This is a genomic window from Streptomyces sp. NPDC052016, from assembly GCF_044548445.1.
In the GTDB taxonomy this organism is placed as follows: Bacteria; Actinomycetota; Actinomycetes; order Streptomycetales; family Streptomycetaceae; genus Streptomyces.
The window spans coordinates 18,766-35,043 of record NZ_JBIUBX010000024.1; the positions used below are offsets into that span (position 1 = coordinate 18,766).

The 16,278-nt window shown below is 72.8% G+C and carries 15 protein-coding genes; 8 read left to right on the forward strand and 7 right to left on the reverse strand.

What is annotated here, in order from left to right:
* Window positions 1–135: 135 nt before the first annotated feature.
* From ACIHAR_RS27480 to ACIHAR_RS27490, 3 genes are all read right to left on the reverse strand, one after another.
* Entirely contained in the window at window positions 136–1,974 is a 1,839-nt protein-coding gene (locus ACIHAR_RS27480; protein WP_400022382.1) for a glycoside hydrolase family 15 protein, read from the reverse strand.
* 150 nt (window positions 1,975–2,124) lie between these two features.
* Window positions 2,125–2,613: a gluconokinase gene (locus tag ACIHAR_RS27485; protein ID WP_365454072.1), complete on the reverse strand. Its 489-nt coding sequence runs from the start codon at window positions 2,611–2,613 to the stop codon at window positions 2,125–2,127.
* Window positions 2,614–3,106: 493 nt separating this feature from the next.
* A complete protein-coding gene (locus ACIHAR_RS27490) occupies window positions 3,107–3,268 on the reverse strand; it encodes a hypothetical protein (RefSeq protein ID WP_400022383.1) in 162 nt (53 codons plus the stop codon).
* 249 nt (window positions 3,269–3,517) lie between these two features.
* On the opposite strand from ACIHAR_RS27490, the gene ACIHAR_RS27495 reads away from it, so the two are divergent.
* The gene (locus ACIHAR_RS27495; protein ID WP_400022384.1) at window positions 3,518–3,742 is read left to right on the forward strand and encodes a hypothetical protein; all 225 of its coding nucleotides are present in this window, start codon (window positions 3,518–3,520) and stop codon (window positions 3,740–3,742) included.
* An 18-nt stretch (window positions 3,743–3,760) separates the two neighbouring features.
* Window positions 3,761–4,396, forward strand: coding sequence for a ribonuclease BN (locus ACIHAR_RS27500; RefSeq protein WP_400022385.1), 636 nt, complete (start codon window positions 3,761–3,763; stop codon window positions 4,394–4,396).
* A 146-nt stretch (window positions 4,397–4,542) separates the two neighbouring features.
* Here ACIHAR_RS27500 and ACIHAR_RS27505 read toward each other — a convergent pair whose 3' ends face one another.
* On the reverse strand, window positions 4,543–5,046 hold the full coding sequence (locus tag ACIHAR_RS27505) for a DUF2254 family protein (protein ID WP_400022386.1): 504 nt from the start codon (window positions 5,044–5,046) through the stop codon (window positions 4,543–4,545).
* 207 nt (window positions 5,047–5,253) lie between these two features.
* On the opposite strand from ACIHAR_RS27505, the gene ACIHAR_RS27510 reads away from it, so the two are divergent.
* Entirely contained in the window at window positions 5,254–6,120 is an 867-nt protein-coding gene (locus ACIHAR_RS27510) for a GyrI-like domain-containing protein (RefSeq protein ID WP_400022387.1), read from the forward strand.
* Window positions 6,121–6,490: 370 nt separating this feature from the next.
* Here the strand turns inward: ACIHAR_RS27510 and ACIHAR_RS27515 are convergent, their stop codons facing one another.
* Complete coding sequence (locus ACIHAR_RS27515) at window positions 6,491–6,904, reverse strand: SH3 domain-containing protein (protein ID WP_400022388.1); 414 nt, start codon at window positions 6,902–6,904, stop codon at window positions 6,491–6,493.
* 237 nt (window positions 6,905–7,141) lie between these two features.
* Between ACIHAR_RS27515 and ACIHAR_RS27520 the strand changes: the two genes are divergently transcribed.
* The gene (locus tag ACIHAR_RS27520; RefSeq protein WP_400022389.1) at window positions 7,142–7,543 is read left to right on the forward strand and encodes a hypothetical protein; all 402 of its coding nucleotides are present in this window, start codon (window positions 7,142–7,144) and stop codon (window positions 7,541–7,543) included.
* A gap of 206 nt (window positions 7,544–7,749) precedes the next feature.
* On the opposite strand, the gene ACIHAR_RS27525 is transcribed toward ACIHAR_RS27520, so the two are convergent.
* Both ACIHAR_RS27525 and ACIHAR_RS27530 read right to left on the reverse strand, forming a co-directional pair.
* A complete protein-coding gene (locus ACIHAR_RS27525) occupies window positions 7,750–8,139 on the reverse strand; it encodes a cupin (protein WP_400022390.1) in 390 nt (129 codons plus the stop codon).
* 84 nt (window positions 8,140–8,223) lie between these two features.
* Entirely contained in the window at window positions 8,224–9,123 is a 900-nt protein-coding gene (locus tag ACIHAR_RS27530; RefSeq protein ID WP_400022391.1) for an alpha/beta hydrolase, read from the reverse strand.
* A 107-nt stretch (window positions 9,124–9,230) separates the two neighbouring features.
* Between ACIHAR_RS27530 and ACIHAR_RS27535 the strand changes: the two genes are divergently transcribed.
* The 4 genes from ACIHAR_RS27535 to ACIHAR_RS27550 all read left to right on the forward strand — a co-directional run bounded on the left by ACIHAR_RS27535 (window position 9,231) and on the right by ACIHAR_RS27550 (window position 16,156).
* Window positions 9,231–10,265: a helix-turn-helix domain-containing protein gene (locus tag ACIHAR_RS27535; protein ID WP_400022392.1), complete on the forward strand. Its 1,035-nt coding sequence runs from the start codon at window positions 9,231–9,233 to the stop codon at window positions 10,263–10,265.
* A gap of 334 nt (window positions 10,266–10,599) precedes the next feature.
* Window positions 10,600–13,260 carry an FAD/NAD(P)-binding protein gene (locus ACIHAR_RS27540; protein WP_400022393.1) on the forward strand — a complete coding sequence of 887 codons (2,661 nt, stop codon included), beginning with the start codon at window positions 10,600–10,602 and terminating at the stop codon, window positions 13,258–13,260.
* 317 nt (window positions 13,261–13,577) lie between these two features.
* A complete protein-coding gene (locus ACIHAR_RS27545; RefSeq protein ID WP_365453934.1) occupies window positions 13,578–15,356 on the forward strand; it encodes a histidinol-phosphate transaminase in 1,779 nt (592 codons plus the stop codon).
* Window positions 15,353–16,156: a phosphatidate cytidylyltransferase gene (locus ACIHAR_RS27550; protein WP_365453931.1), complete on the forward strand. Its 804-nt coding sequence runs from the start codon at window positions 15,353–15,355 to the stop codon at window positions 16,154–16,156. Before ACIHAR_RS27545 ends, ACIHAR_RS27550 begins: the two co-directional genes overlap by 4 nt.
* Window positions 16,157–16,278 lie beyond the last annotated feature (122 nt).

Genomic DNA, 16,278 nt, shown 5'->3' on the forward strand with positions numbered 1-16,278 from the left:
ATCGTGAGTTCCACCGTCTTCGGTTCGGGACTCGCCCGCCACGCCCTGGCCGCCGACTACGAGCAGGGCGCCCGGTGCCACGTGCGGCCCGCGTCGGCGACGGGCACGCGTCCGGCCCTGTGAACCGGCGCCGGCTCACCGCCGGTCGAGAGCCGCGTCGAGGGTGATGGCCGCGTCGATGAGGGCGAGATGAGTGAACGCCTGCGGGAAGTTGCCCAGTTGCCGGCCCGTGGGGTCGATCTCCTCCGAGTACAGGCCCAGATGGTTGGCGTACCCCATCATCTTCTCGAACACCAGCCTGGCCCTGTCGAGACGACCCGCGCGTGCCAGGGCGTCGACGTACATGAACGTGCACAGCGAGAAGGTCCCCTCCGAGCCGCGCAGGCCGTCCGGCGAAGCCTCGGGGTCGTACCGGTAGACCAGGCTGTCGCTGACCAGTTCCTGCTCCATGGCGTCCAGGGTCGTCGTCCACATCGGATCCTGGGGCGTGAGGAAGCCGACCGTCGCCATGCGCAGCAGCGAGGAGTCCAGCACGTCACTGCCGTAGTGCTGGACGAAGGACTGACGCCCCTCGCTCCACCCCTTGGTCATGATCTGGCCGTAGATGCCGTCCCGCGCGCGGTGCCAGCGCACGGTCGAGGCCGGCCGGCCGTTCGCCTCGGCGAGCCGCAGGGCACGGTCGAACGCCACCCAGGACATCACCCGGCCGTAGGTGAAGTGCTTGCGGCCGCCGCGTGTCTCCCACAGGCCCTCTCCGGCCCGGTCCCAGTGGTCCACCAGCCAGTCGAGGTTCGTCAGGAGCGAGGCCCATCCGTGGTGCCCCACCTGGATCCCGTGCTGGTGCGCGAAGTAGATGCTGTCCAGTGCCTCGCCGTAGATGTCCAACTGGAGCTGTGTGGCGGCGCCGTTGCCGATGCGGACCGGCGCGGAACGCGCATAGCCCTCCCAGTGGTCGAGAACCTGCTCGTCCAGGTCGGAGGAGCCGTCGACCTTGTACATGATGTTGAGCGGACCGTTGTCGCCGTCGCTGCCCGCCTGCTCCTTGACCCGGCTGCTCAGCCATTCGATGAACGCCTGGGCCTCCTCGGTGAAGCCCAGCCCCAGCAGGGCGTACACGGAGAAGGACGCGTCGCGGATCCAGGTGAAGCGGTAGTCCCAGTTGCGCTCGCCGCCCAGTTGTTCGGGAAGCGCCGCCGTCGGGGCGGCCACCAGGGCACCGCTGGGCGCGTACGTCATGAGTTTCAGGGTGATCGCGGAGCGTTCCACCGTCTCCCGCCACCGGCCCGAGTACTGGGACTGCCCCAGCCAGGAGCGCCAGAACGCGCGGCTGCGGTCGAGGAGTTGCTCGTACTCGGCGAGTCGGATCTGCCGGGGCGGGCCCTCGGCCTCCGATTCGAGGACCAGCCCGCGCTGCTCGCCCGCCTGGAGCGTCAGCGTGAAGTGCAGGTCGTCCTGCCGGTCCATGAGGACGTTCAGCAGCCGTTCGTCCTCCGGCTCGCGTATGCCGTGGACAGTGAGTCGCGTGCCGTCGTCCGCCTCGAACACCGCCCCGTGCTCGGAGAGGTGCAGTCGATGGGACCGACGTCCGTAGTCGAAGCGCGGGGCTATCTCGATGTCGAAGGTCATGCTTCCGCGCACACAGCGGACCATCCGCACCAGTTGGTGCCTGCCCGTGACCGTCCTGCCCGTCACGGGCATGAAGTCGAGCACCTCTCCTGCGCCCGCCTCGGTCATGAACCGGGTGACCAGGATTGCCGTGTCCGGCAGGTACAACTGCTTGGTCGCATAGGTCGCGCTCATCGGGCGGACCGTGCAGTGCCCGCCCTTGTCCTTGTCGAGCAGGGCGCCGAACACGCTGGGTGAGTCGAAGCGCGGCAGGCACAGCCAGTCGACGGTTCCGTCCGTCGTCACCAGTGCCGCGGTCTGCAGATCGCCGAGGAGGCCGTGATTCTCGATGAGCGGGTAGTCCTCCATGGAGGCACCCCTTTCTCCGCTCTCCGCCGTCCGCCCGAAAGCACCCATTCAGCGTAAGTCGGTGATCTGTGTTCGGCGCGTCGGCCCGGCCGGTGCCCCGGTGCCCCGGTGCCCCGGTGCCCCGGTACCCCGGTGGCGCTGTGCGCGCCCTCAGAGGCCCGGCTCGGCCACGGCCCGCAGCACCGCGGCCAGCACCTGCGCCGTACCGTCGGACGCGTCGATCGTGACGCCCGGTTCGTCGGCGCGCAGCGGTTCCAGAGTCGCGTACTGGGAATCGAGCAGCTCCGGCGGCATGAAGTGGCCCTTTCTGCGGGCGATCCGTTCCGCGGCCACCTCACGGTCGAGCATCAGGAAGACGAACCAGACGTCGGCTCCCGTGCGCCGGAACTGATCGCGGTACGCGCGCTTGAGTGCGGAACACGCCACGACACCCCCGCGTCCGTCGTCCGCTGTCGACCGGATCCACTCCGTGACAGCCGCGAGCCAGGGGCGACGATCGTCGTCGTCGAGCGGGTGCCCGGACGCCATCTTGGCCCGGTTGGAGGCGGGATGGAGGTCGTCCCCCTCCAGGAACGGCAGACCGAGCTGTCGTGCCAGTCGTGTCCCGACCGTGGACTTCCCGGACGCGGACGGGCCCATCACGACCACCACCCGCGCATCGCGGACTTCGCCGGCCAAGCGGCCTCCCTGAGTCTCGGGCCGAGTCTCGTGCCGCTGTCCCGGGGGGACTGCGGGCCGGGCGGACTCGGGTGTTGCGGAATCGCCGGACGGTCAGCACACCCGTGTGGGGCCCGGTTGGCGGATGTCGCGGCCCTCCTCCGAGGGCCCGTGGCGCAGTTCAGCATCATCCACTGACCACTGACCACTGACCACTGACCACTGACCACTGACCACTGACCACTGACCACGGATCACGGATCACCGTCCACTGACCGCGGCCGACCGGGTGACAGCTCGTTCCCTCGAGGTCGGCCGGCGCCCGCTTCCGAGCGTGCGAACGGACGCGGAAAGCCCCACAGTCGTGGCAGCACCGCGGGGATGGGCCCGCACATTCTCCGGTGTCGGCGTGGACGGGACCGGGCACGTCGACCGGTCAGTTCGTAGATGCTCTTCCCCGTCAGCCAGAGACCGATCACCAGGCTGCCGACCACGATCGCCTGCTCTTCGTGCTTCTCCATTCCATCCACGTGCGCATGTCCAGCAGCCGGCGCTGGGCCTGAGCGCGGGCGCAGACCATGTACAGCTCGGCGGCGAGCAGAGTCGCCGTGGCGAGCACGCAGAAGGCGAAGAGCACCAGCCACGTTCGAGAAGTGGGTCGGCTTCCACGACCGTCAGGGCGCCCGCGGCCACGAGCCCCCACGGCTGAAGCGGTACGGCCAGTCCTGCCGCCGTGCCGAGGGAGCCGCGATCCATGCGGTCGCCGACGGAAAGGGACGGGCGGCTGATGCCGCCCGAGAACGCCGGCAAGGGCCGAGGCCGACCGCAGGGGAGTCCCGGCGGGACGAGGCGCCGCCGTCCCTGCGCGCGCCGCCGGACGCGCGCCGTGACACGCCCGTCCCGGTGGCGCGGCCGCGCCCGTGACCTGGCGGCCTGGGCCAGGACCCTCCACACCCGTCTCGAGACCCGGCTCCCGGTGGTCACGCGGCTCGTGGAACGCATGGTGTCGGTGAGCATCTTCGATTCCGCCACCCGCCTCGCGGCCCAGTGCTTCCTGACCGCGGTGCCGTTGCTCTTCGTCATCGGCGCGTACGCTCCGACGGCGGTGTAGGAGCAGTTCGTCTCCTCCGTGAGTGCCGTCTTCGGCCTGACCGGGGACACCAAGGCCGAGTTGGAGCAGGCCTTCCAGCCCCCGAACGACGATCTCCAACAGGCCACCGGCGTGGTCGGCGGACTGATGGTGCTGCTCTCGGCGACCGCCGTGAGCCGCGCGATGCAGCGGCTGTGCAGACGGGCCTGGGCGATACCCCGAGCCGGGACGCGTATCGCTCCCTGGCGGTGGCTGGCCTGGATCGTCCTCTGGCTCGCGCTGCTGTTCGTCCAGGGGCCGCTGCGCGACGGGTTCGGCCTGGGGGTGTGGCTGGGCGTACCGATCGTCCTGCTGACCCAGACGGTTCTGTGGTGGTGGACGCAGCACCTCCTGCTGGGCGGACTCGTCCTCTGGCCTCCCCTCCTGCCGGGTGCCGTCATCACGGCGGTCGCGGTCACCGGCCTGTCGGTGACCGCGCACTTCTACATGCCCCGGGCCCTCGACCGGGCGCTGGACGAATACGGCTCCGCGGGCCCGGTCTTCGTCCTGCTCTCCTGGCTGATCGTCGTGTGCGTGGCCATCGCCGTCGGCATCAGCACGGGTGCCGTCCTCTCCGGGGAACGCTTCCTGGCGGGCCGCCTCGGCAGCCGGGCACCTCAGAACCGCACCGGATAGCTGAGGAGCAGCCGCGACGGGTCTCGTCCTGGTACGCGCGGTCCACCGCCGCGTCCAGCTCGGCGAGCTGGGCGACCACGGCCGGGCGCAGATCGGTCGGCACGGTGGCCCGCAGTCCCGTCAGCACACCTGTAGGAGTCGGCGCCTCACTCGCGGATCTCGGTGACGGCCAGGGCGAGGTACTCGTCCCGCCCACGCCCGGGGACGAGCGCCCGAAGGGTGCCCGTGGCGTCCAGGCCGTACCGGTACGACAGGTCGGCCGCGGCGGCGACCTGGAGGTGCTGCTCGAGGTAGTTCGACACCTGGACGGCGGTGGTCGGGTCGTTGACCGCCGGAGAGAGCGCTTTGATGGCGATATCGACCAGGACCCTGATGGCGAAGGCAGGGTCCTGGTCGATCGTGCGTTCCTGCCCCCGGGCGACGAGCTCCCGTTCGGCACGGGCCGGCGTAACCGAGTCGCCGAACGCTTCGGCCGGTACGGCGCCCTCGGTCACGGAGTCGCCCACCGCGTGGCGGAGCACGAGGAGGCGGTCGTGAGCGCGCGCCAGGGAGCGCAGTCCCTCGACATGGACCGCCCGGATGGCTCCGGCCCGGTCCGCCCGTACGCGCAGGGCGGCCGCCTGCCGCTGTGTCCCGGTCTGTCTGATCACGGAGCTGCCGGTTCCGGCGCGGCGTCAGCCGTGGTGTGTCTCCCCGCCAGGGGAAGGCTGCGCCGGCCCCGCGGCACGTCCGGGTGTCGTGGTGGGTCACCGGCCGCGCAGACGACGTGGACCCGACCCGATCGGGCACAGGATGTCGGGTCCGGCAGAGTGTGCGCTGCCTAGCGTGGTGATCGCACAAGAGGAAGGGGACCGGGCGTGCTGGAGCGGCTCAACCAGACCATGGAGGACATCGAGGACCACCTGGACCAGTCCATCGATGTGGCGAGGCTGGCGCGCACCGCGGCCACCTCGGAGTACCACCTGCGGCGGATGTTCTCCGCCTTGGCGGGCATGCCGTTGTCGGAGTACGTCCGGCGCAGGCGGCTGACCGTCGCCGGCGCCGAGGTGCTCGCGGGGAACGAGTCACTGCTGGAGATCGCGGTGCGCTACGGCTACGGCTCGGGTGAGGCGTTCGCTCGGGCGTTCCGCGCGATGCACGGTGTCGGGCCGGGCGAGGCCCGGCGCACGGGCGCCGCCCTCGTCTCCCAGCCCCGGCTGTCCTTCCGTCTCACCGTCGAAGGGAGCAGCAGCATGCGTTATCGCGTAGTGGACCGGCCCGCGTTCACCGTCGCCGGCCTCAAGGCACGGGTGCCCTTGGTGCACGCGGGGCCGAACCAGGCCATCATCGACTTCGTCCGCGGTATCGAACCGCGGACCCTCGAGAGTCTGGAGAAACTGTCCGACCAGGAACCCCAGGGCATCGTCTCGGTCTGCGACGATCTGGACCCGAGCCGCGCCGAGGGCACCGAACTCGACTACTACCACGGGGTGATCACGTCCACGGCTGCGCCGGAGGACGTGGCTGTCCTCCCCGTCCCGGCCGGCACCTGGGCGGTCTTCACCACTTCCGGGCCGGCGCCGGAGGCCATCCAGTACCTGTGGCGGGACGTCTTCACCCAGTGGTTCCCGTCGAATCCGTACCGCAGCCGCCCCGGCCCGGAGATACTCCAGACCCGTCTGTCGCCCGACGGGACCGAAGCCGATGCCGAGCTGTGGCTTCCGGTGGAGCGCGAGCAGGACTGAACGGGACGCCGGGCCGACAGGCGGCGGACCGTGTGAGCGCTTCGGCCGGCCGGAGGGCCGGCTGGAGCGCCCAGTCGGGCGCCGGAGGTGGCGGCGGCAGCAGCGAGTCGCCAAGGCGCTGCTCGGCAGCCGGCCGCCGGCCGGCGACCTGCGCCTCTCGCCGAAGTGGCTCTACGACCGGGCCGGCAGCCGGCTCTTCGAGGAGATCACTCAGACTTCCGGAGAGGCGCCGGTCGGTGAGCGTGCGGCCGCGGGTGGGGACCTAGGCCGGGAAAACCCGACCTGGCCGTTCTCCGTCCGCCCCGCGATGCCGGAGTACTGCCGCTGGACCCCGCCCGAGCGGCGGAGCCGGCCCGCGTCGTACCGCGTGTTACGGCCCGTAGCACTGCGGGACGCCGGGCAGCCAGTTGTCCGGGTGCGAGATGTAGTAGCTCGCCATCCACCCGTCGAAGCCCCGGGTCCGGTTCTCCACGAAGACCCAGTACGGGTTGCCGCCGACCGTCTCACCCCGCGTCTGGCACGTCACTTCGAGCTGGTCGCCCGGCTGCGCCCTGCCGATCACCTGCGGGCAGTTGCCGGGCGAGGGGAACTCGGGGCATCGGAAGCCCGGGGCCGAGTCCTTGCGGACGTTCACATCCGTCGCCCAGGTGGTGAACACCGGGGCCGCGGACCGATGTTCGGCAGTCGCCTGGGCGGGCGCAGCGCCCACCGTCATGGCGAGCGCGCACAGCACCGCCGCCGCGCCGCCCAGTCGGGCGCCGCGCCTCGCTGACGTGTTCAACATGTCGTCCCCTTCGGACCGTTCGGACGCGTGCCCGTGTCGGGCTCGTGGTCGGTCAGATGCGTTGCCCGCACCACCGGGGGGACGTACGCGCACGCCGCGCCGTATGAGGACGGGGTGAAGAGACATGTGCTGCCGGGACGGTCATACGCCGAGGCGCCAGTTCCGTCTGGGAGGCGGAAACGGATGCCACCGGGCCGCGAGCGACGAGCCCGGTTCCGGCCTGACGAGGAGTCCACCATGTTCAAGCGCAGTGCCCGTCTCACCGCCGCCGGTCTCGCGGTCGGTACCGCCTTCACCCTGTTCGGCGGGGCCGGTGCCTCCCAGGCAGCCCCCAGCACCTCCCAGCCGGCTCCCAGCACCGTCCGGTCCTCCCCGATCCTGCAACCGAACAGCAACATCAGGACCGGACCGGGTACGTCGTACAGGATCCTCAACACCAGCGGGCCGGAGGGGGCCCCCGGAGTGGTGAAGTGCTACGGGCGCGGTGAGCGCGTCACGGCCGGCGGTTACACCACGGACGTCTGGTACCGGGTCACTGTCCACCTCCCCGGGCATACGTACTACTTCGTGTGGGCCTGGGGCGGCAACGTCAACGTCGGAGCCGACCCCGCCCCCGGCATCGAGGTCTGCCCCTCCTGACCTCATCCCGTCACGCACTTCGCCCTCAGTGCCGTGTCCAACGGTCCCGGGGGCGAAGTGCCTTAGGCGCAGCGGTTGTTCAGCGGTTCGGCAGACCTGAGTCGCGCGCGTCGTCGCCACCGCCGACGAGGAAGATCTCGCCGCGATGCACGGGCCTCCTCCGTGGTGACGCGCCGTGCCGGACGGGGAGAGGGGGCGAGACCGGCCTAGGCTTCCGTTCGCTTCTCCAGACGGCTGCCGCGGGGCAGGGTGACGGACATGATGTCGCTGGGGGCGTCCAGTGCGATGCGGTGCCAGCGCCCGCGCGGCACGATGACCGCGTTCCCGGCCGCCAGCCCGATCTGCTCCTCCTCCTGCCCCGGCTGTTCGGGGCGGAGGCAGAGGCGTATCGAGCCGTTGAGGCAGGACACGACCTCGTCCGCCTCGGGGTGGACCTCCCAGTGGTCGGCGTGGACGTCGGCGTCGGTCTCGCAGTGGAAGGTCATCACCTGCCAGCCGTCCCCCTCGTGGTCGAACACCGGCTGTTTGGCGTGCACTTCGCCGCCTTGGCGGAGGTGGAGGAAGGACGCGAAGAGGTCGATCGCAGTGACGGTCATGGGGTGATGTCCTTCCGGTGGTGGTCTGTCATCGGGCGGATTGGGGCATGAGGCGGCCGTGGGGCCTGGTCGGCCACGGCTGCCTCACTCGGCCAGGGCACGGCGCAGCGCGGCGCCGAGTTCGGTGATCTGCCGCTGCGACACCGCGGCGGACAGGATCGCCTGCGACCCGTGGAACGTGCCGGGCCACTGGTGCAGGTCGACCGAGACGCCCGCCTGGAGCAGGCGCACGGCGTAGGCGATGTCCTCGTCGCGGTTCGGGTCGAACTCCGCTGTGGCGATGTAGGCGGGTGGCAGGCCGGACAGGTCGGTGGCGCGGGCCGGGGCGGCGTAGGGCGTAGCGGGTGCGGAACCCAGGTAGTGCCGCCACGCCGCCGTGACGTGGTCGCGGTTCGACCAGGGTGTGTCGGTGAAGTGCCGCGCCGACCAGGTCTCCTGCCGGTCGTCGAGCGAGGGCTCGTTGAGCACCTGGAAGCGGATCGACGGTCCCCGCTCGTCACGCGCCCGCAGGGCCAGCGCGGCCGCGAGGTTCGCGCCGGCGCTGTGACCCGCCACCGCGATCCGCTGCGGGTCGATGCCGAGTTCGGCCGCGTGCTCGGCCGTCCAGCCCAGTACGGCGTAGGCGTCGTCCAAGGCGGCCGGGAACCGGTGTTCGGGGGCCAGGCGGTAGCCCACGGAGACCACGGCCGCGCCGGAGGCCGCCGCGACCCGGGCGGCCCAGGCGTGCTCGGTGTCCAGGTCGCCGACGACCCATCCGCCCCCGTGCATCCAGACGACGGCGCCGCCGTGCCCCTGGCGCGGTCGGTAGACCCGCACCGGTACGTCCGGATCTGCGGGCACCGTGCGGTCCTCGATCTCCGTGTCCGTGGTGGCCGGCGCAGCCCGGGAGGTGGCCAAATCGGCGTAACCCTTGCGCGCGGTGACCGGGTCGGAGAGGTCGAGGCGGGGCAACAACGGTACGAACGCTTCGAGTTCGGGATCCATGCCGACCATCCTCGCCGCCCCGCCGCCGGAGGTCGTCCGCCGTCCGTCGGGCAACCCACCCCGATCGCGCACCGATCGGCGCACCACTCGGCGCCTATCCTTGTGCCATGGAGGCCCTGGTCGAACGACTGTCTCACCTGGATTCCCACGTCGAGGGCACGATCCGCGTCGTGATGTTCTACGACACGTTGATGCGCCGGCGGGTGGACCTCCCGGCGCTCGCCCGGGCCTCGGCGGGTCTGGCCGAGTGCGTGGCCGGGATACGGCTCCACGGCACGGAGCGGGTGATCCGCTTCTCGCCCGACGGCAGGGAGACGTCCGTCCCGCCGGCACCCGCGTCCAGCACCGTGCCGATCACTCTCGACGAGGAGGAGATCGGCACGGTCTGGCTGGAACGCCCCGGCCCGCCCGGCCCGCTCGACGAGGTGCTCCTGGACCGGCTCGCCATCGCCGCCGCATCCGTCGTCGAGCGGTACGGCCCCGCCCGCACCACCATGGCCGACCCCGCCCTCGTCGAACTGGTGGTCAGCGCCGACTGCGACGAGGCGGCCAGAGCCCGGGCGTTACGGCTCCTGGGTTTCGCCGCCGACCTGCCTCTCCGCGTCGTCGCCGTACGCTCGGAGCTGCCGCTCGACCAGCTCGGCGGCCTGCTCAGCCCGGCCCGCCCGGTGAAGGCGGCATCGCTCGCCGACGTGGGCGTCATCCTGGCCATCACCGTCGATCCCGCCCGGTTCCCGGCAGGGGTGCGCGCGGGCATCGGCGCGGCCGCCCACCCCGCCCGGGCCTGGCGGGAAGCCCGCACCGCCCTCCGCTTCACCACCCCGCGCCGGCCGGTCGTCCACTACGACGCTCTGGGGGCGCTGGCACTGCTCGCCCAGGTGCCCCGGGAGGCCGCGCGGGAGAACGCCGACGTGACCGCGATCGCCCGCATCGCCGGCTGCCAGGCGGACCTGGAGACCCTGGACGCCTACTGCGCCACCGGCTCCCTGCGCCGGGCCGCCGACCTCCTCCACCTGCACCACAGCAGCGTGTCCCGGCGGCTCGACCACATCGGCTCGACCCTGGGCATCGACCTCACCGATCCCACCGGACTGATACGGGCCAGGCTCGCCCTCACCACGTGGCGGCTGCTCGAGGACTGAGAGGAACAGCCTCCGGCAGCCCGGCCGACACCCGCCCCTTGCCCGGGTGACCCGCCCCACCTCCCGTGTCGATTCTTCGAAGCCCAGGGCTCATGCCCGGAATTCTTACGATGGCGCGTGGACAGAAGGCGTGAAACTACGGTTGTCCGGCCCGCCGGTTCGTCATCAGAGTGGGACGACCGGCGCTCGAGCAATGCTCGAGCGACCGGTGGGATCCCTAGTCACGGCACGACTTTCCCACCGACCCGGTCGGAAAAGTGTGGAATGACCCGCAGGTGGAGTCGCGTTCCGTCGCCTCCGCCGCCGAGCACTGCCGGAGGATCACGTGCGTCCCATGGGTGAGCGGTACACCGTGGCCGTCGTCGGAGCGGGGGCGGCCGGCACGCTGACCGCCCTCCACCTCTGCGAGACGGCCGCGCGCCGTCGGACCCCCCTCGACCTCGTCCTGATCGACCCGGCCCCGGAGGCGGGCCGGGGCACCGCCTATGCCACACGTGATCCCCGGCACCGCCTCAACGTGCCCGCGGGCGGCATGAGTTGCTACCCCGACGATCCCGGTCACTTCACCCGCTGGCTGTGCCGGCACGGCGAACCCACCGTCACCGCGGCCGACTTCGCCACCCGCTACCGCTACGGCGCCTACCTCGCCGACACCCTCGCCCAGGCCATCGTCCGCGCCCGCGGGGTGGTGTCCGTACGACGGCTGCGCACCCGGGCCGAGCACTGCACCGGCGCCCCGGACGGCCGGGTGATGCTCCGACTCGCCGACGGGACGGGCCTCTGCGCCGACGGAGCGGTCCTGGCGACCGGACCCGCCGGCCCGAACGCCGCCTGGGCGCCAGAGGAACTGCGCACCGCGCCCGGCTTCATCGCCGCACCCTGGGCGAGCGGCGCGCTGGACGGACCGCTGGCCGACGACGGCGACGTCCTCCTCGTCGGCACGGGCCTGACCGCCGTCGACCTCGCCCTCTCCCTCGAGCGCCCCGGCCGCACGGTGCACGCCCTGTCCCGCGGCGGCCTGCTGCCCCAGCCGCACGCCCTCACCCCGGCCGGCCCCGTGCCCCCGCCGGAAGGGCTGTACGACACCTCCCTCGACCGGCTGCGCCGCACCGTCTACCGCCACGTCGCCCGCTCCGTACGCCTGCACGGCGACTGGCGTCCCGCCCTGGACAGTCTGCGCCCCCACACCGCGCACCTGTGGCGCAGCCTCACCCCCGAGGAGCGCGCCCGGTTCCTCGCCCGCGAGGGCGCGCTGTGGAACACCCACCGCCACCGCATGGCGCCCGCCACCGCCGAGTCCGTCGTGCGCGCCCGCACGGCACGACGGCTGACCGTCCACGTCGGCACGGTCACCGGAGCCGTGGTCCGCGACGACGGCTCGCTGCTCGTCGCCCTCTCCGACGAGCAGGAGCTCCCCGTGGGCTGGGTCATCGACTGCACGGGTCCGGGACGGCGGCCCGACGACTCCCTGTGGCGTTCGCTGTTCACGGTCGGCGCGGCGGTGCCCGGCCCGCTCGGCATGGGCGTCGCCACCCTCGACGGACGTCTGCTCGACGCCGAGGGGCGCACCGGCCTCCCGCTGTACACGCTGGGCGCTCCGCGCCGCGGCGAACTGTGGGAGACCACCGCGATCCCCGAGATCCGGGTCCAGGCGGCCGCCCTCGCCCAGGAGTTGCTCGCGCCGCTCGCCCCCGGGCCCCGCACCACGCGCCGCCCGCTCGACGGACACGGCCTCGCCCTGTCCACCCACGCCGAGGCGGCCGCCGCCTACCGCACCGGCCTCGACCGGATTCTGAAGGTCCGCTCGGGGGCCGAGGACGCCCTCGCCCGCGCGATCGCCCTCGACCCCGGCTTCGCCCTCGGGCACGCGGCCCTCGCGCTGCTCGGCCACGAGTGCGGTGCCGCGGTCGACGTACCACGCGCTCTGGCGGAGGCACAGCGCTGCGCCCGGGAACGGGCCGACGAGCGCGAGCGCTCCTTCGTCGACGTCGTCACCCGCCGCGTCCGCGGCGAGAACGGCGACAGCGCCCTCGTACGGCACCTCGACGTCCACCCCGCCGACGCGCTCGCGCTCGCCGCGGCCGTGCCGACCATCGCCTTCTCCGGGGTCGACGACCTGGACGACGACTACGCCCTGCGGCTGGTCGAGCGCACCTCACCGGCCTACGACGGCCACTGGTTCCACACCTCCCTGCTGGCCTTCCTCCGCCAGGAGCAGGGGCGCCTGCACGAGGCCGGCGAACTCGCCCACCGAGCCCTGGCCGCCGAGCCCGGATCCGGTCACGCCGTACACGCCCTCGCCCACGTCCACTACGAGACGGGCGCCCACCGGGCGGGCCGGGACTGGCTGGAGCGGTGGGTCGCCGGGCGGGGCCGGGGCGCGGTGCACCGGGCACACTTCTCCTGGCACATCGCCCTGCACGAACTGGCCCTGGACGACCTGGCCGCGGTACGCAAGCGGTGGTTCACCCAGCTCGCCCCCGGCCGGGTGACCGGCGTACGGGCCCTGGTCGACTCTGGGTCGCTGCTGTGGCGGGCCCGGCTCAGCGACAGCTGGCAGGGCGACCTGCCCGCCGCGGACGTCCTGGAACAGGTGGAAGCCGACGTCCTGGAACGGCCCACGACCGCCTTCACCGCCCTGCACTGCGCCGTCGCCCTCACCGCGGCCGGCGACGTGGCCGCGCTGCGCCGGCTGCGCGACCACGCCGCCGGCGCCGACGAGGTCCAGCGCGAGGTCATCGCACCCCTGTGCGAGGCGTTCGCCGCGCTCGTCGAGGAACGCTTCCGCGAGGCGGCCCGCGGCCTCGACGCCCTCCTGCCCGTGCTGCGCCGGGTGGGCGGCAGCGCGGCCCAGCGGGAGGTCGTCGAGGAGACCCTGCTGTACGCCCTGACGGCGGACGGGCGGTGCGACGCCGCGCGGCGCCTGCTGGACGCCCGCCTGGAACGCACGCACGCCCCCAGGGACCGCCGGATGAGGGCGGGGCTGCCCGGCTGAGCCGCCATCCCGCCCTCCGGGTCCGGCGCGACGGGGGAAGGCGACGACGGGGGAGAGCGACGACGGAGGAAGGCGACGACGGAGGAAGGCGACGACGGGGGAAAGCGACGACGGGGGGAAAGGACCGAACGACGACGACCCGCAGGCCGAGACCGCCGCTGATGCCCACCGCCACCCGCCTCCGTGGACGGACCTCGGAGGCGACCGCGTACTTCCGCGCCTGAGTACGCGTACTCACGTCGACTGCGTCGCCAGGCTCTCACGCGGCCGGTCCGCGTTCCCCACGATGGGGTGCGACCGCGTCGAGAGAGGTGCTGATGAGCCGTCAACTGCAACTGCGTGCCGCTACTCCGGAGGACTTCGAGTGGATCCACGCCTTGCGCCACCGGGTGTACGCACAGGAGCTGGGCCAGCACCCGCCGGATCCCTCCGGGCGGTTGCGCGACGGACTGGACGGCGACAACGTCTACCTGGTCGCCGCGCGGGGAGCGGACCGCGTGGGCTTCGTCAGCCTGACCCCGCCCTGGTCGGGGCGGTACGCACTGGACAAGTACCTGACACGCGACGAGCTGCCGCTGCTCGCCGAGAACGATCTGTTCGAAGTGCGCATCCTCACCGTGGAACCGCGCTGGCGGACCACCGCGGCGGCACCGCTGCTGATGTACGCGGCGCTGCGCTGGATCGCCGCCCGGGGCGGTCGCCGGGTGGTCGCGATGGGGCGCACCGAGCTGCTCACCATGTACCTGGCCGTCGGCCTGCGCCCGGTCGGCCGTACCGTCCGCAGCGGCGCGGTGACGTTCGAGGTGCTGACCGGCAGCGTGAGTGAGCTGACGAAGCTCACGACGGGCCGTCACCGCGCCACGCTGGAGCGACTGGAATCCGCGGTGGACTGGCGGCTGGACGCCGCGTTCGCACCCCGGCCGGACGGCTGCGAGCACGGCGGCGCCTCGTTCACCGCCATCGGCACGGACTTCCGGAACCTCCACCGGCGCCACCAGGTGGTCGCCGCCGACGTGCTGGACGCCTGGTTCCCGCCGGCCCCCGGAGTGCGGGCGGTGCTCGCGGAGGATCCGGGCTGGACCGCCCGGACCTCGCCGCCGTCCGGAGCCGAGGGCCTGCTGGCGGAGGTCGCCACGGCGCGGGGGCTGCCGGCGGAGACGCTCGCGGCAGGCGCCGGTTCGTCCGACCTGATCTTCAGGGCGTTCGGCCACTGGCTGACCCCGGACAGCACAGTGCTCGTGACCGACCCGGTCTACGGCGAGTACAACCACGTCACGGAGAGGGTGATCGGTTGCCGGGTGGACCGGTTCCGGCTGCGCCGCGAGGACGGCTGGCGCATCGACCCGGCCCGGCTGTCCGCCGCCGTCAGCTCCGGTCGGTACGACCTCGTGGTGGTGGTCAACCCGAACAACCCGACCGGACGCCACGCGCCGGCCGCGGAACTGCGCTCGGTGATCACCGCCGCGCCGGCCCGCACCCGCTGGTGGATCGACGAGGCGTACCTGGGCTATGCGGGACTGCACGAGTCGCTCGCCGGTCTCGCCGCGACGGACCCGCGGGTCGTGGTCTGCGCCTCGCTGTCCAAGATGTACGCGCTGTCCGGCATGCGGGCCGCGTACCTGGTGGCCGAGCCGGCCACCGCGGCGCAGCTACGCCGACGGACACCGCCGTGGCCGGTCAGCCTCCCGGCGCAGTTGGCCGCGGTGGCGGCCCTGCGCGACCCGGCGTACTACAGCGACCACTGGCAGCGCACGCACGCGCTGCGACGGCGGCTGGCCGCGGATCTGGCCGCGCTGGACGAGACCCTGGTGGTCGAGGAGGCCGTGGCCAACTTCCTCACGGTGACCCTGCCGTCCGGCGGGCCGAGCGCCGCACAACTGGTCCAGGAGTGCCGCCGCCAGGACGTGTACCTGCGCGACCTGTCGCCGCTGTCGTCGCAGTACCAGGGACGCACCGTGCGCATCGCGGTCAAGGACACCGCCGAGAACGCGCGGATCGTGGCGGCGTGCCGGGCCGCCCTGGACGTGCTGCGTCCGGGTGCGGCCCCGCCCGCTCCGGCGCACGGGGGCGTTCCCGCCGCCGGATGCGCCCGATGACGACCGTCGCCTCCTTGGCGCCCTGTCTCGGTGGGGCGCTGCTGCTCGGCGGCATCGCGGCGGCGGCGTCCCGCCGCCGCGAGCTGCTGATGCGGTGGTGCGCCTGGGCGGTCGGGGTGCCGCTGGTCACCGGTGCGTTCTGGTGGGGCCGCCCGGGCGCCGCGGCCCTCGCCGTCACGGTCGGAGTGGTGGCGGTGCTGGAGTTCGGCGGCCTGATGCAGTTGCCGTGGGCGGACCGGGGGGTGCTGGCCGCGGCCGTGGTGGGCGTGGTGCTGGCCGCCTGGCTGGCGCCCGGAGAGGTGCTCCGGGTGGTTGCCGTCGGAGCGCTCGCGGTGGCTGCCGTGCCGCTGCTGTCCGGCGACGCCGAACACGGACTGCGCCGGCTCGGCGCAGGCCTGCTCGGGCTGGCCTGGCTGAGCGTTCTGGCCGCGTTGGTGCCGCTCGGGGCGAGCGCGCTGGTGGTGTTCGTGGCGGTCTCGGTCGCCGACATCGTGGCGTACTTCGCCGGTCAGGGCCTGGGCGGGCCGCGGCTGTCACCCCTGTCGCCGGCCAAACGGTGGAGCGGAACCGTGGCCGGGGCCGCGGCCGGCCTCGGCGTGCTCGCCGTGCTGTCGGCACCGAGCTGGCCGATGGCGATGGCCGTGGCGGTGGGCGGACCGGTCGGCGACCTTCTCGAATCCATGATCAAGAGAGGCGCCGGGGCCAAGGACTCCGGCCGCTGGCTGGCGGGCTCCGGCGGCCTGCTGGACCGCATCGATTCGCTGCTCATCGCGCTGGCGGTCCTGCTGGTGCTGCGTTGACGACCGTCAGCCATGGACACGGTGATCCGGGACGACGCCGGTCGAGGGAGGCCCGCTGCCCGTCCGGGACCGACGCGTTCCCGGTTCGCTGCGCCCCGCCACGGGAGAGGCACGCCGGTCGC